Origin of the sequence: Janthinobacterium sp. PSRC1-1 (assembly GCF_049897525.1) — a bacterium.
GTDB classification, from domain to species: domain Bacteria; phylum Pseudomonadota; class Gammaproteobacteria; order Burkholderiales; family Burkholderiaceae_D; genus Janthinobacterium; species Janthinobacterium tructae.
In genome coordinates, this window is sequence record NZ_JAFCWK010000009.1 from 161,435 (window position 1) to 176,269 (window position 14,835).

Genomic DNA, 14,835 nt, shown 5'->3' on the forward strand with positions numbered 1-14,835 from the left:
CGCGGCCTCCTTCACTTTTGTGCAGCCTTGATCATGTTGCGGGCGATGACGATCTGCTGGATCTGCGTCGTGCCTTCGTAGATGCGGAACAGGCGCACGTCGCGGTAGAAGCGCTCGGCCGCGTATTCGCTGATGTAGCCGGCGCCGCCGTGGATCTGCACGGAGCGGTCAGCCACTCTGCCACACATTTCGGAGGCGAACAGCTTGCAGCACGACGCTTCCGTCGAAATGTCTTCCTTGTTGTCGCGCCGGCGCGCGCAATCGAGCACCATGCTGCGCGCCGCGTAAATCTCGGCCTTGCTGTCGGCCAGCATGGCCTGGATCAGCTGGAAATCGGCGATGGGCTGGCCAAATTGCTGGCGTTCCATGGCATACGCCAGGGCGTCGCCCAGCATGCGTTCGGCCGCGCCCACGCAGACGGCGGCGATGTGCAGGCGGCCCTTGTCGAGCACCTTCATGGCCGTCTTGAAGCCTACGCCTTCCTTGCCGCCGATGATGTTCGCGGCCGGCACACGGCAGTTTTCAAAGATGACGTCGCAGGTATGCGCGCCTTGCTGGCCCATCTTCTTATCGATCTTACCTAAAGAAAGGCCCGGCGTATCCTTTTCCACGATGAAGGCGGAAATGGCAGAGGCGCCGCGCTTGACGGGGTCCGTGCGCGCCATCACCGTGAAGATGCTGGCTTCGGGCGCGTTGGTGATATAGCGCTTGCTGCCGTTGAGGATATAGAAGTCGCCATCGCGCACGGCGCTCGTGCGCAGGGAGGCCGCGTCGGAGCCCGATCCCGCTTCCGTCAGGGCGAACGAGCCGATGATATCGCCGGCCGCCAGCTTGGGCAGATAGTATTGTTTTTGTGCTTCCGTGCCGTCGATGACGATGCCTTGCGAGCCGATGCCGTTGTTCGTGCCGATCAGCGAGCGGAAGGCGGGCGAGGTGCGGGCGATTTCAAAGGCCACGCGCACTTCCTCTTCCATGCTCAGTTCCAGGCCGCCGTAGGCTTCCGGAATGGACAGGCCGAACAGGCCCAGCTCGCGCATCTGCGCCACGATGGCCGGCGGTATCGTGTCCGTTTCGGCCACCAGCGCCTCGTTCGGCACCAGCACTTCGCGCACGAAACGGGCGATGCTGTCGAGCAGGATGTTCAGGGTTTCTTCGTCGCGTATCATCGGGGTCCTCGAAGGCGATATTGAGAGGGGGCGCGCAGTCTACCCGCGGCCCAGGTTTTTTTCCACTGTCTTGACCAGGGCGACCAGGCGCGGTCCCAGGTCGGACTCGAGTTTTTCGCGCGACAGCAGGAAGGCGGGGCCGCCGCAATTGAAGGCCATCACCTGTTCGCCGTCGGCTCCCAGCATGGGCACGCCCACCGCATGCACGTCGTTCTGCCACTCGCCGGCCGAGATGCAAAAGCCCCGGTCCTGGTAATCCTTGAAGCCTTGTTCGATGCCGGCCTTGATGCGCGGCCAGCGCTGCGTCTCGTGCAGGCGCGCATGGTCCATCAGATAGTCGCGCTCGGCCTGCGGCAGGATGCACAGCAGGGCCTTGCCCATGGCCGTCGTCATCAGGGGAATGCGCGAGCCGACGTCGAGGCGCAGGGTGACGTTGGCGCTGCTGCGGCAGGTTTCCACGTAGACCATGCTGAGGCGGTCGCGCGTGCCCAGCGAGACGGAGGCCTGCGCATGTTCGGCCAGCTCCTCCATCAGCGCGCGCGCCATCTTGCGCACGTCGAGGTTCGACAGCATGCGGTAGCCGAGGGCCAGCACGCCGGCGCCCAGCTGGTACTTGCCCAGGCTGTCCGAGTAATTCAGGTAGCCGAGCTTGGTGAGGGTATAGGTGAGGCGCGAAATGGTGGGCTTGGGGATGCCCGTGCGCTTGGCCATGTCCGCGTTCGACAGATGGACTTCGCCGGGGCGGAAGCACCGGAGCACCTCCAGACCGCGCGCCAGCGCGTTGACGAACTGGCGGTCCTTGCCTTCCTCGTCGTCGCTGAAGACGATGAGTTCCGGATCTGCCGCGGCTGGAATATTTGTCATATTTGCCTTCATTTTTCTGACTCCCTGGAAATCAGTTTGCCTAGCCGGATCTCGCATGTCAACCGTTTTGTGAAACATGCGTTCGCACAGCGAAATGCTGCGCTGCATGAAAAAAGCGTGGAATTTGACCTGCGCGCGCGCTTTCGCTCTTGTCGCTTGAGCATCGCTATATACGTCTGTATATTGCGCTGTTGGGTGACGGCCACCGCATGCGTGGCCGCTTTTTTTGTATTTTTTTGCATATCGCTATATAAGACGATATACAACGATAATGGAAAGATTGAAACGATGTTGAAACAGGTAATGGCAGGCGCCGTGATGCTGGCGCTGGCACAGCAGGCCGCTGGCAAGGAAGACGCGGATGCTGCGGCGCCGTTCGTGCTGGGCACGGTGACGGTGATCGGCCAGCGCGACCAGGCAGGAGAAATGGAACAGCAGGTGGGCGCGCAAATAAGCCGCGCCGAGATGCGCCGCTTTAACCGCGACAACGTGGGCGACGCCCTCAATCTGCTGTCGGGCGTGTCGCTGTCGACCAATGCGCGCAACGAAAAAACCGTCGCCATCCGCGGCTTCGATGCGCGCCAGGTGCCGCTGTACATCGACGGCATTCCCGTCTACGTGCCGTATGACGGCTACGTCGATTTCAACCGCTTCACGACGGCCGACCTGGCCGCCATCCAGGTGGCCAAGGGCTACAGTTCCGTGGCCTACGGTGCCAATACTCTGGGCGGCGCCATCAACCTGATCTCGCGCAAGCCGTCCGCGCTGCTGGAAGGCGATACCTCCATCGGTTTCGGCTCGGACAGCGAGCGCCAGGTCTCGGCCAACGTGGGCACGAATCAGGGCCTGTGGTATCTGCAGGCGGGCGTGTCGTATATCGACAGCGACGGCTTCCCCCTGTCGTCCGACTTCCGCCCGACGGCCACGCAAGACGGCGGCATGCGCAACAACGCCTACCGCAAGGACCATAAACTGTCGTTCAAGGTGGGCTACACGCCCGATGGCGCGCAGGCTGGCGACGAGTATGCACTGAGCTACTACAAGCAGCATGGCGAAAAGGGCCAGCCGCCGTCGACCAACCCCGTCGGCGCGCGCTACTGGCAATGGCCGTACTGGAACAAGGAAAGCGTGTATTTCGTCTCGCAGACGCGCCTGGGCCAGCAGGAGCGCCTGAAACTGCGCCTGTACCACGACAGCTACGACAATGAAATCACGTCTTACACGAACGGCAGCTACACGACCCTGAAAACCAGCGGCCAGGGTAGCGTCAGCGGCGGTCGCAGCATCTATAACGACCGCACGAATGGCGGCGCGGTGGAACTCGAATCGTTCCGCCTGGCCGCGCACAGCCTGCGTTTTGTCGCCAGCGTCAAGGCCGACGAGCACCAGGAACTCGATGCCAAAGGCGTGCGCACCACCTGGTACAAGGATGCCCTGTGGACCCTGGGCGCGGAAGACAGCATCGCCATTGACGCAGCGACGGAACTGTCGCTGGGCGTCTCGCGCAACGCGCTGCGCCCGGACACCGTCTACAGCGCCGGCAATGCCTATACCTTGCCGGAGAATCAATCGGCCACCGACTTGCAGGCGGGCCTGTTCCGCAAGACCGGTCTTGATGCGCGCGTGTATGCCACCGTGGCGCGCAAGTCGCGCCTGCCGACCCTGAAGGACCGCTACTCGCAGCGCCTGGGCACGTATATCGAAAACCCGGCCTTGCGCGCGGAGGAGGCGATGAATTATGAGCTGGGCTATCAGGGTAATGCGCAAGGCCTGGCGCTGGAGGCGGCGCTGTTCTACAGCGACGTGAAGGACAAGATCCAGAGCGTGGCGAACGTCTCGGGCGTGCGCGCGCAGATGCGCAACGCGGGCAGGGCGCACATCAGCGGCGTGGAGCTGGGCTTGCGCGGCCGCGCCGGCGCCTGGCTGGATGTCGGCGGCAATTACACGTATACGGACATGAAAAACGTCAGCGACCGCGCCATCCGCCTGACGGACGTGCCGCGCCACAAGCTGACGGCGCACGCCGTGCTGCACGCGGGGCGCCAGGTCGACGTGGTGGCCATCGCTGAATCGAACAGCGGGCGCTGGGTCTCGAACACCCTGGAACTCGGCGGTTTTACGACGCTGAACCTGAAGGCCGTGTACCGCCCCATGCCGGCATTGACCTTGGAAGCGGGCGTGGCGAACCTGGCTGACCGCAATTACGCGCTGGCCGACGGTTTTCCCGGCGCCGGACGCACCTGGCTGGCCAATGCGCAATACCAGTTCTGATTTTTTGATTGTTTCATGAAAGGACACAGCATGTTGAAGAAAATATTCCTTGGTTTTGCTTCGGCCGCGCTGCTGTCGGCGGCACCCGCATGGGCCGGTCCGGCGCAGGCGCGCGACAACATGAGCCACGCGCTCGCCGTGACGGGCATGGTGGAAACGCCCTTGACCCTGAAGGTGGCCGACCTGCGCGGCCTGCCGCCGGCCAATGGCGGAGAGATTGCCGTCACGCGCCATAACGGCGACAAGGCCGAGACCATCACCAGCTATCGTGGCGTGCGCCTGCGCGATATTCTCGACAAGGCGGTGCTCGATGCGCCTGGCCACAACGACGTCAAGAAGCTCGCCATCATCGCCACGGCCACCGATGGCTACGCGGTGGTGTTTTCCTGGGGCGAGCTGTATAACGCGCCGGCCGGCGAGGGCGTGATCGTCTACTACGAAAAAAACGGCAAGGCGCTCGACGACAACGATGGCGAGATCGCCCTCATCTCGGCAAAAGACATTCGCACGGGTCCGCGCCACGTGAAGTGGCTGAACGGCATCGAGGTGCGCAAATTGGTGGAATAGAGGCATGCTGGGGTCTGACCCGCCGGGGGTATGCGCCCTAGTAGGGCGCATACCGATCCTGTAAGGACAGCCCCCTTTCCATTAAGCGCCTAGTGCCTGTCTCATTGCTTTGCCCGCCACGTCGAACAATCCCCGCGCCGCTGGCGTCAGGCCCAGCATGTGGATCGATGCGTGGATCATGCCGTCAAGCTGCACGTACTCTGCCGCCACGCCGTCGTCGCGCAAGCGCCGTGCATACGCCGCGCCTTCGTCATGCAGCGGGTCGAATTCGCACACCAGCACCGTCGCCGGCGGCAGGTCCTTCAGCGAGGCGGCCCGCAGGGGCGCAGCATAAGGCTGCGCGCCCTCGGCCGGCTCGTTCAGGTACGCCGACCAGCAAAAGCGCATGGCCTCCCTGGTCAGCGAATGGCCGTCCGCATAGCGCTGGTACGACGCCGTGTCGAAGGCGAAATCGAGCGCCGGGTACAGCAGCAACTGGTGCGCCAGCGCCGGGCCGGCCTGGTCGCGCGCCATCAGTGCCGCTGCGGCGGCCAGGTTGCCGCCCGCGCTGTCGCCGCCCACGGCGAGGCGCTTCGCGTCGACGCCCAGCGCCGCCGCATGCTCGGCGACCCAGCACAAGGCCCGATAAAAATCGGCTAGCGGCACGGGGAACTTGTGCTCGGGCGCCAGCCGGTAGTCGACGGAAAAGATCACGCAACCGGTGGCGTTGGCCAGCGCACGGCACGGATTGTCGTACAGGTCCAGCGAGCACAGACACCATCCGCCGCCATGCGCGAAGACGATGGCGGGCACGGCCTTGCTTGTGTCCGCGCCGGCCGGCACGTAGGCGCGCACGATGAGCGCATGTTCACCGGGCAGCACGTAATCCTGGATCGAAGCGACGTCTTCCAATGGCCCGTGCAGCTGGCGCAAGCCCGTTTCCGTGGCGGCGCGCAGGTCTGCCAGCGAGGCGGGCGGCGGCGCATTTTTGCTCTCTTCCAGCCAGGCGGCGATCAGCGGATCGAGGCTCATGCGTTGTTTCCTGACTTTTCTCCGGCCAGGAAGGGCAGCAGGTGAGCGATGAACGCTTCCGGCTGTTCTTCCATGATGAAGTGGCCGCATTCGGCGACGATGGCGCCTTGTAAATGATCCGCCTTGCCCTGCATGGTCAGCAGGGGCGCGTCATTCGTCGCGTGGTCGGCGCCGATGGCCAGCACGGGCATCGGCAGGCTGCGCTTGGCCCGCTCGAGGTTTTGCCGGATGGTTTCCGGAATCGCCCGGTAGTAGGCGAAACCGGCGCGCAGGGCGCCCGGCGTGGCGTAGGCGTCCGCATACACGTCGACGGCCACCTTGTCGCGGCGGTACGACCAGCGGTCGAAAATGAAGCGGATATATTCGCGCTCCTTGCCCGCCGTGAGCATTTCCGGCAAATCGAGCACCTGGTTGAACATGAAGTGCCACAGGAAGATGTTGTCGGATGGCGCAACGAAGATCGGCGGCGCCGGTGCCAGGCCGGGAATCACGGCTTCCGTCAGCGCCAGTTTCGTCACGGCCTGCGGGAAATCGCTGGCCAGCGCATAGCCGACCCACATGCCGATGTCGTGGCCGACGACATCGTACTGTGCGTGGCCCAGTGCCAGCATGGTGCGGTGCAGGGTGGCGGCCACGGCGCCCGTGTCGTAGCCATCGGCCGGGCGGCTGGAGTGGCCGCTGCCGGGCGGGTCGATGGCGATCGCCTGGTAGCCATTGGCCGCCAGCGCCGCCATGACATGGCGCCAGGCGTACCAGGTTTGCGGCCAGCCGGGGATCAGCAGCACGGGTTTGCCGGTGCCGGGACCAGCGATCACGCAATGCAGGCGCTGGCCGTCGATGCGGACGTAATCATGTGTAAATTCGTTCATGGTGTTTCCTTGTTCAGTTGTGCTGGATGCCCAGCAATTGATGGATCTGTTGTTCGCTGACGGGGGCGCCGGCGAAGTCGTCGAAGATCTTGTCGGTCACGGCGATGATGTGGGCGTTGATGAAGGCCACGCCTTCGCGCGCACCCACTTCCTGGTCCTTCAGGCAGCATTCCCATTCCAGGGTGGCCCAGCCCGCGTAATCGTTCTGCGCCATCTTCGAGAAGATGGCCTTGAAGTCGACCTGGCCATCGCCCAGCGAACGGAAACGCCCGGCGCGGTTTTCCCACGACTGGTAGCCGCCATAGATGCCTTGCCGCCCCGTCGGATTGAATTCCGCATCCTTCACATGGAACATGCGGATGTGGTCCTTGTAGATGTCGATGAATTCCAGGTAGTTCAGCTGCTGCAGCACGAAGTGGCTGGGGTCGAACAGCATCTTGCAGCGCGGGTGGCGGCCCACTCTTTCATAAAACATCTCGAAGCTGATGCCGTCATGCAGATCTTCGCTCGGGTGGATTTCGTAGCACAGGTTGATGCCCTGTTCCTCGCACACGTCGAGGATGGGCAGCCAGCGGCGCGCCAGTTCGTCGAAGGCCGCCTCGATCAGGCCGGGCGGGCGCTGCGGGAACGGGAACAGATATGGCCAGGCGAACGAGCCGGAAAACGTGCCCATGTCCGTCAGGCCCAGGCGTTTCGAGGCCATCGCCGCCAGTTTCACCTGCTCGATGGCCCACTCGGTGCGCGCCGCCGGCTGCCCGTGCAGGTGGGCCGGCGCGAAGCTGTCGCACAGCGCGTCGTAGGCCGGGTGCACGGCCACCAGCTGGCCGAGGATGTGCGTCGTCAGTTCGCTGATGACGAGGCCATGGCCGGCCAGCATGGCGACCAGGTCGTCGCAGTATTGCTGGCTATGTGCGGCCTGCGCCACGTCGAACAGGCGCGCATCCCAGGCGGGAATCTGCAGGGCCTTGAAGCCCATGCCGGCCGCCCACTCGGCGATGGCGGGCAGGGTGTTGAAGGGCGCCGTATCGGCGGCGAATTGGGCCAGGTGCAGGCTCGGTCCTTGGATGGTTTTCATATCGGCTCCTATTGTTTGTCGATCGACAAAGAATAGGCGAAATTTTCCCTTCGGTCAAGACGTCGCTGCAAAATAAATCGCGGCGGCGGGTGGCGTGCCAGGCGTTATACTGGCCGCCACTTCGCAAGCAGAGGATCACAATGGCAGGAAGACCGAGAGAATTCGACCGCGCGCTGGCGCTGGCAAAAGCGCGCGACGCGTTCTGGACGCGCGGCTATGAAGGCGTGTCGATGGCCGACCTGGTGGCGGCGCTGGGCATCGCCTCGGCGCGCATCTATGCGGCGTTCGGCTCGAAGGAGCAGCTGTTCCGCGAAGCCGTGGAATTGTATGAAACGGGCGAGGGCGCGTTTGCCGTGCACGCGCTGGCGGCCAGCCTGAATGTGCGCGAGGCCGTGGCGCGCATGCTGGAAGAAGCCGTGCTGCTGTATACGCGCAGCGGCCAGCCGCAAGGCTGCATGGTGGTCACGGCCGCGACCAACACGAGCGCGGAAAACGCGGGGATTGCCGACTGGCTGGCGCAGCACCGGCGCGCGCGCACGCAAGCGGTCATCGAGCGCCTGCGCGCGGCGCAGCTGGCGGGAGAATTAAAGGAGGGGGCGGACGTGCAGGCGCTGGGCGACTACTATGCGGCCTTGCTGCACGGCTTGTCGGTGCAGGCGCGCGACGGCATCCCGGCCGAACGGCTGCTGGCGCTGATTACACCGGCCATGGCGCCGCTGGCGCTGGAAATGCAAAGCTAGACTAGCTTGTCGATAGTCAGTGTCTTCAAGTCTTGACGTCGATCAGGCTGCCCAGCGCCTGGTCGGCGGCCTTGACGACATTCGCCGATAAATTAAAACCGGCCTTGTAGACCAGGTTGTCCGTCAGTTCGGACGCCAGGCCCACGCCGTTCGGCCGGCTTTCGGCCGCCTTGGCCGCAGTCGCATTGGCGCCGCTGACGCTTTCGCTGGCGGCCAGCTTGCGCCCTTCGACGGAGAGCGTCACGCCCGTGCCGGCCGGACTGGACTCCTGGAACGCGGCTTGTTGCGGCTTGAAGCCCGGCGTATTCGCATTGGCGATATTGTTGGCGGCCACATCCAGCGCGCGCTGGTTGGCGGTCAGCCCCGAGGTACCGCTGGTGAGGGCGGAGATGGACATGGCGACTCCTTCAGAATATGCCCAGTTTACTCCTGCCAGCGGGAAAAGTGTGGCAGCGTAAGGCAACCATTTTTCCGGCCAGTGATTGCCGTAAAAAATAGCGGCATCACATAATATTTTCATATTGCTCTGTGGCATTTCACTGCCTAGACTGGCAGGGAAGTCGTCCACGGAGTCCGCCATTTTCCATCTGCGTCACCCCATTTTCCTGGCTTTGCTGCTCAGTCTGCCTTGCCTGCCCCTGCACGCCCAGCTTGTCCCCTCGCCGCTGCCGCTCGATGCGCGCCTGAACGAGCAGGTGATCATGGTGCCGGCCGGTGACGGCTTGCGCGAGGCGCTGGAGACGACGGTGTTCCGTCCCGCCGGCCCCGGTCCGTTTCCCTTGTTGCTGATGAATCACGGCAAGCAGGCCGGCCCGGCCCGGCTGCAGCAGCGCGAGCGCTTCATCTATATGGCCACCGAATTCGTGCGCCGCGGCTATGCGGTGATGCTGCCCATGCGCGCCGGCTTTGCGCGCTCCACGGGCGCCTACCGCGATTTTGGCTGCGACATGCTGGGCAACGCCCAGGGCCAGGCGCGCGACATGCTGGCCGCGCTGGCGTATGCGCGCGGCCAGAGCTGGGTCGACCCGCAGCGCATCGTCGTCGCGGGCCAGTCGTATGGCGGCATGGCGGCGCTGGCGCTGGCCACCCGGGTGCTGCCCGGCGTGCGCGGCGTGCTCAATTTTTCCGGCGGCCTGCGCGTCGACATGCCCGGCTGCGACTGGCAAGGGGCATTGGCCAAGACTTTCGCCACCTTCGGCGCCTACAATCACATTCCCAGCCTGTGGCTGTATGGCGCAAATGACTCCTATTTCGGACCCGCCCTGGCGCAGCGCCTGTTTCGCTCGTTCACGGGTTCCGGCGGGCAGGCGGAACTGGTCGCATATGGCCCGTTCAAGCGCGACGCCCACCTGACCCTGGGCAGCCGCGACGGCGTGGCCGTGTGGCTGCCCGCCACCGAGCGCTTCCTGCAGAGCATCGGCATGCCGGTGCGCCAGGTCTACCGCGTGGCCGATGCGCCGTCGCCGCCCGCCACGCATTTCGCGCCGCAGGACGATATCGCCGCCGTGCCCTATCTGGAAGAGCAGGGCCGCGCCGCCTACCGCGTCTTCCTGGAGAAAACCGCGCCGCGCGCCTTTGCCCTGTCGGCCAGCGGCGCCTGGGGCTGGGCCGAGGAGGGCGAAAGCCCCGACGTGCGCGCACTCGCTTCGTGCCAGCGCCGCAGCAGCCTGCCGTGCCAGTTGTATTCGGTCGATGAAAGCGTGGTTTGGCCGGGCGCCAGCGCCGTCGGCGGTGCGCAATAGCGCTGCCGCGCACGATAGTTGTCGCCGAAACGGGGGATGGGCGAATATACTAGGCGAAAAGGGAGGCGTTGCGCTTCCCGTCCGCCCTTATTATCCAGCGAGAATTCATCCTTATGGCGTCATCCCCAGAAAACCTCAGCATGGCCGTGTTTTGCGACTTCGAGAACGTCGCGCTCGGCGTGCGAGATGCAAATTACGAAAAATTCGATATCAAGCCCATCCTCGAACGCTTGCTGCTCAAGGGCAGCATCGTTGTCAAGAAGGCATATTGCGACTGGGACCGTTATAAAAGTTTCAAGGGCACCATGCACGAAGCGAACTTCGAGCTGATCGAAATTCCCCACGTGCGCCAGTCCGGCAAGAATTCGGCCGACATCCGCCTGGTGGTCGATGCACTGGACCTGTGCTACACCAAGGCCCACGTGAACACCTTCGTCATCATCAGTGGCGATTCCGATTTTTCGCCGCTGGTGTCGAAACTGCGCGAAAACGCCAAGCAGGTGATCGGCGTGGGCGTCAAGCAGTCGACCTCCGACCTGCTGGTGGCGAACTGCGACGAATTCATTTTCTACGATGACCTGGTGCGCGAGAGCCGCCGCACGGCCGCCAAGCGCGACGCGCGCGAAAGCCCGGCTGCCGCTGTCAAGCGCTCACCCGACGAAGAAGTGCGTCGCAAGGAAAAATACGAGTCGCGCAAGACGGAAGCGATCGAGATGGCCGTCGAAACGTTCGACGCGCTGGTCTCGGAGCGCGGCGACAGCGGCAAGATCTGGGCTTCGATGCTGAAAGAAGCGATCAAGCGCCGCAAGCCGGACTTCAGTGAATCGTATTACGGTTTCCGCACCTTCGGCAACCTGCTGGAAGAAGCGCAGACGCGCGGCTTGCTGGAATTTGGCCGCGATGAAAAATCGGGCGCGTATGTCTACCGCAGCAGCGGCCTGGTTCCCGTGGCTGCGCCCGTGAACGGGGAAGCCGCCACTGACGTCATCGCCAGCGGCGAGACCGGCGCGACGGCGGAAGAGGGCAACAGCCGCGAAGGCGGTAGCCGCCGCGATTCGCGCCGCAATGGCCGTGGCGGCCGCAAGCAGAACGAGCAGCGCCGCGGCGAGTCCGCGCCACAGGCCTTCGTGCCGGTGGCCGAGGCCGAATCGGCTGTCATCGAGCAGTATGCGCCGGCGCCGCAGCCGGAAGTGCTGCACGAGGTGGCCGAAGCCGTGGAAGCGGTGGCCGAGGAGGGCAACGCCAAGCGCGGTTCGCGCCGCAATGGCCGTGGCGGCCGCAAGAATGGCGATGGCGCCCGTGCAGCGCGCGCCGAGGCCGTCGAGGCAGCTCCGGTGGAAGCCGTGCCTGCGCCAGTGCCCGAGCCGGTAGCCGAGGTGATCGTGGAAACCGTCGCCGAAGCGAAGCCTAAAGCCAAGCCGCGCACGCCGGCCCGCAAGACGGCGGCGGCGAAAAAGCCGGCCAAGAAGGCGGTTGAGGCGGTAGTCGAAGTCATCGAGCCTGCGCCGGTCGAAGTGGCTCCGGTCGTTGAAGACAAGCCGGCCAAGGCGCCGCGCAAGACGCCGGCACGCCGTCCCGCGCGCAAGAAGGCGGAAGACGCTTGATTGACACCTTGCCGAGCAAGGCTGGGGTCAGACGGGGACGCCGAGTCCCGACGGGTCTGACCCCGGGTGTCTGTTGCGTCTTAGCAAAGCGGTGTTAAGCATGTACCACGGCGAACGCTTCAACAGCATTTCCCATACGGTGGGCGCCGCGCTGGCGGCCATCGGTGGCGTCATCCTGATCGTCGCGGCGGCCCGCACGGGCGACCCCTGGAAAATCGTCAGCTGCAGCGTGTATGCGGCCATGCTGCTCACGCTCTACCTCACTTCCACCCTGTATCACAGCGTGCGCGGCAAGGCCAAGGCCGTGCTGCAGCGGCTCGACCACTGCGCCATCTATCTGCTCATCGCGGGAACCTATACGCCCTTCATGCTGGTGACCCTGCGCGGGCCGTGGGGCTGGTCGCTGTTCGGCGTCGTCTGGGGCCTGGCCCTGTGCGGCATCGTGCAGGAATATGTGTACGCGAAAGGCGCGCGCATCCTGTCGCTGGTGATTTACGTGGCCATGGGCTGGCTCATCGTCATCGGCATCAAGCCGTTGCTGGCGGCGCTCGCGTGGAACGGTTTCCTGTGGCTGGTGGCAGGCGGGCTGTGCTACACGGGCGGCATCGCTTTCTACGCCACCGACCACAAGCTGCGCCACGGTCACGGCATCTGGCATCTGTTCGTGCTGGCCGGCAGTAGCTGTCATTTTATCGCCATTTTGTTCTACGTTGCCTGACGTAGCCGCTCGCCCTCACTGTTGCCGTGATTCCATTATAATGCCCCGATCTGTGAAACAAGGGCAAGAATGGACATCAACTCGGACGACCTGAAAATCTTCGTCACCGTCATCGACAGCGGCACCCTGAGCGCGGCCGCCGTGCACCTGGGGCAAACCACCTCGGGCGTCAGCCGCGCCCTGTCGCGTCTGGAAGACAAGCTGGCCACCTCGCTGCTGACGCGCACCACGCGGCGCATGGAGCTGACGGAAGAGGGGCAGCTGTTCCTGGACAAGGCGCGCGCCATCCTCGCCTCGATGGAAGACGTGGAGGAATCGATCCGCATCCGCCGCCAGAAGCCGGCCGGGCGCCTGTCCGTCGATGCCGCCTCGCCCTTCATGCTCCATTGCGTGGTGCCGCACGTGGCCGAGTTTCGCGCCATGTACCCCGACATCCGCCTGGAACTGACCAGCAATGACCAGATCGCCGACCTGCTCGAGCACCGTACCGACATCGCCATCCGTATCGGCGCCCTGGTCGACTCGACCCTGCATGCGCGCCCGCTCAGTGCCAGTCCACTGCACGTGCTGGCCACGCCCGCCTATCTGGCGCGCCACGGCGAACCGGCCACGCCGGAAGCGCTGTCCGGCCATGCGCTGCTGGGCTTTGCCCAGTACGACCTGGGCAACAACTGGCCGCTGCGCCACGCTGCCGGCAACAGCCTGCAGATCGTGCCTGCGCTGGCCGCTTCCAGCGGCGAAACCCTGCGTCAGCTGGCGTTGCATGACCAGGGCATCGTCTGCCTGTCCGACTTCATGACGAAGGACGACATCGCCGCCGGCCGCCTGGTGCCGGTGCTGCAGCCGTTCTATACGGGCTACCGCCAGCAGATCCACGCCGTGTATTACCGTAACACCCAGCTGGCGCAGCGCATCAGCTGCTTCCTCGAATTCCTGCAGCAGAAGCTTTAAGCAGCGGCAGCGGTTTGCGCGAGCATGCCCGTATTTTTCTCAAGGTAATATCTATTGGTATTTTGAAATCATCATCAGATTTCTAGAGGAAAGGGTTTTTCACAGCAGAGGCGCGCTGCTGCAGCTTTTTTGTAAACGGCGTCTTCCAGCTGGCGCTGAAATCTCCGCGGCCGGTCATGCTATCGTTGAAATTGACGCCATCGTCCACCAAATCGGGCGCTGCCAATTTGACGAAAGGGTAGCACTGCTGGCAGATGGGCTTGTCCACCACCAAGTGCATACCTGCCATGCATCCCGGGATCTTCGATTCGTCGCCGCCCGTCAGCACCGCGAGCAAGTACATCTCGGCGTGAATATGCTGGCTCTTGCCAAAAACATTTGATGCCGCTGACATCACCAGTGCGCCATGACGGTACGCGTATGCCTTCATGGCGTTGAGCGTACTCAGATTGGCCATGAGACGGACCGGAGTCCCTGTGCTATTGACGCCGCTGAGCAGCGCATGCGTGTTGGCGGCAAACTGGCCCGCGCCGTCATGCCCAACGTCGCGCACAGCACCGGCCAACCCGGCGCTGGTATGAAATGGCAGCTCGCGGTGCTTGTGTTTTCGGTATAGCCCCGCTTGCTTGGAGCGCTTGTTCGAGGTGGCGAAGGCCTCACGCTCGTCGCCGGAATCGAGCGACTCGTCAGTCCAATCGCTCATCTCGTCAAGCTCTATCGCGACCGTACACGATTGGCTGCGATGCACCACCAATTCCTGCGGCGTCGGGAAGCTCTTATTGCAAGCCGGACAGGTGTTTGCTGCCACTGCACGCTGTATCAGGGCCCGGAAAGGCGCAAATGCAGGCTTCGCTTGTAATACTGGTGACACACTTTGCGGCCGAAACACCGGCGGCAGCCTGGCGGTGCGGGAATCGCGCGGGATGAACGCTGGCGGCGCACTGGGCCGCTGCACCAGTCTTGTCTGGACCGCTCTGGTACGCACTATCACGGGTGGAGCGGGGAAGACTGGCGACTTCGGCTTCATGATCATGCTCATTTCCGATGTGTGTTGCAGGAAGGTTGCCATTATGAAAAAAATTATAGCGTCTTTGATATGCCGCAATCTCTTCAATAGTCACCGATAGAATGCAGGTCGTCGGTAGCGATGGCAAGCTGCATGGCGTGCGTACCATCGTGTTTGCCGGCAAGGGCGATTTGACGGGCAGGTTCGGGTAGGGCACGTCAGTGGAAGATGTCAAGGTTGTGGACGTGGAT

General features: G+C 63.8%; 14 protein-coding genes. 7 read left to right on the top strand and 7 right to left on the bottom strand.

Translation table 11 applies throughout. The annotated features are described in order from the left end of the window. Window positions 1-11: 11 nt before the first annotated feature. Complete coding sequence (locus tag ACP7DW_RS20110; protein ID WP_426056346.1) at window positions 12-1,166, bottom strand: acyl-CoA dehydrogenase family protein; 1,155 nt, start codon at window positions 1,164-1,166, stop codon at window positions 12-14. 39 nt (window positions 1,167-1,205) lie between these two features. Then, the gene (locus tag ACP7DW_RS20115; protein WP_426056347.1) at window positions 1,206-2,030 is read right to left on the bottom strand and encodes an IclR family transcriptional regulator; all 825 of its coding nucleotides are present in this window, start codon (window positions 2,028-2,030) and stop codon (window positions 1,206-1,208) included. Window positions 2,031-2,318: 288 nt separating this feature from the next. Between ACP7DW_RS20115 and ACP7DW_RS20120 the strand changes: the two genes are divergently transcribed. Then, entirely contained in the window at window positions 2,319-4,301 is a 1,983-nt protein-coding gene (locus ACP7DW_RS20120; protein ID WP_426056348.1) for a TonB-dependent receptor plug domain-containing protein, read from the top strand. Window positions 4,302-4,331: 30 nt separating this feature from the next. Then, window positions 4,332-4,868, top strand: a complete 537-nt coding sequence (locus ACP7DW_RS20125) for a molybdopterin-dependent oxidoreductase (RefSeq protein WP_426056349.1) — start codon at window positions 4,332-4,334, stop codon at window positions 4,866-4,868. A gap of 81 nt (window positions 4,869-4,949) precedes the next feature. Here the strand turns inward: ACP7DW_RS20125 and ACP7DW_RS20130 are convergent, their stop codons facing one another. From ACP7DW_RS20130 to ACP7DW_RS20140, 3 genes are read right to left on the bottom strand one after another with little or no spacing between them, the layout of a single operon-like run. Then, the gene (locus ACP7DW_RS20130) at window positions 4,950-5,879 is read right to left on the bottom strand and encodes an alpha/beta hydrolase (protein WP_426056350.1); all 930 of its coding nucleotides are present in this window, start codon (window positions 5,877-5,879) and stop codon (window positions 4,950-4,952) included. Next, window positions 5,876-6,748 carry an alpha/beta fold hydrolase gene (locus ACP7DW_RS20135; RefSeq protein ID WP_426056351.1) on the bottom strand — a complete coding sequence of 291 codons (873 nt, stop codon included), beginning with the start codon at window positions 6,746-6,748 and terminating at the stop codon, window positions 5,876-5,878. The genes ACP7DW_RS20130 and ACP7DW_RS20135 overlap by 4 nt, the downstream gene beginning before the upstream one ends. Window positions 6,749-6,761: 13 nt before the next feature. Then, window positions 6,762-7,823: a sugar phosphate isomerase/epimerase family protein gene (locus tag ACP7DW_RS20140; RefSeq protein WP_426056352.1), complete on the bottom strand. Its 1,062-nt coding sequence runs from the start codon at window positions 7,821-7,823 to the stop codon at window positions 6,762-6,764. Between the two features lie 140 nt (window positions 7,824-7,963). On the opposite strand from ACP7DW_RS20140, the gene ACP7DW_RS20145 reads away from it, so the two are divergent. Continuing rightward, entirely contained in the window at window positions 7,964-8,563 is a 600-nt protein-coding gene (locus ACP7DW_RS20145) for a TetR/AcrR family transcriptional regulator (protein WP_298413150.1), read from the top strand. Between the two features lie 25 nt (window positions 8,564-8,588). Here ACP7DW_RS20145 and ACP7DW_RS20150 read toward each other — a convergent pair whose 3' ends face one another. After that, on the bottom strand, window positions 8,589-8,960 hold the full coding sequence (locus tag ACP7DW_RS20150; protein ID WP_426056353.1) for a flagellar basal body protein: 372 nt from the start codon (window positions 8,958-8,960) through the stop codon (window positions 8,589-8,591). 214 nt (window positions 8,961-9,174) lie between these two features. On the opposite strand from ACP7DW_RS20150, the gene ACP7DW_RS20155 reads away from it, so the two are divergent. The 4 genes from ACP7DW_RS20155 (at window position 9,175) to ACP7DW_RS20170 (ending at window position 13,578) form a co-directional block, all read left to right on the top strand. Beyond that, entirely contained in the window at window positions 9,175-10,305 is a 1,131-nt protein-coding gene (locus ACP7DW_RS20155; protein ID WP_426056354.1) for a dienelactone hydrolase family protein, read from the top strand. A gap of 113 nt (window positions 10,306-10,418) precedes the next feature. Beyond that, complete coding sequence (locus ACP7DW_RS20160) at window positions 10,419-11,909, top strand: NYN domain-containing protein (protein WP_426056355.1); 1,491 nt, start codon at window positions 10,419-10,421, stop codon at window positions 11,907-11,909. Between the two features lie 100 nt (window positions 11,910-12,009). Beyond that, window positions 12,010-12,627, top strand: a complete 618-nt coding sequence (gene trhA, locus ACP7DW_RS20165) for a PAQR family membrane homeostasis protein TrhA (RefSeq protein ID WP_426056357.1) — start codon at window positions 12,010-12,012, stop codon at window positions 12,625-12,627. 69 nt (window positions 12,628-12,696) lie between these two features. Then, window positions 12,697-13,578, top strand: a complete 882-nt coding sequence (locus ACP7DW_RS20170) for a LysR family transcriptional regulator (RefSeq protein WP_141168670.1) — start codon at window positions 12,697-12,699, stop codon at window positions 13,576-13,578. An 82-nt stretch (window positions 13,579-13,660) separates the two neighbouring features. Here ACP7DW_RS20170 and ACP7DW_RS20175 read toward each other — a convergent pair whose 3' ends face one another. Further along, window positions 13,661-14,611 carry a hypothetical protein gene (locus ACP7DW_RS20175; protein ID WP_426085163.1) on the bottom strand — a complete coding sequence of 317 codons (951 nt, stop codon included), beginning with the start codon at window positions 14,609-14,611 and terminating at the stop codon, window positions 13,661-13,663. Window positions 14,612-14,835 lie beyond the last annotated feature (224 nt).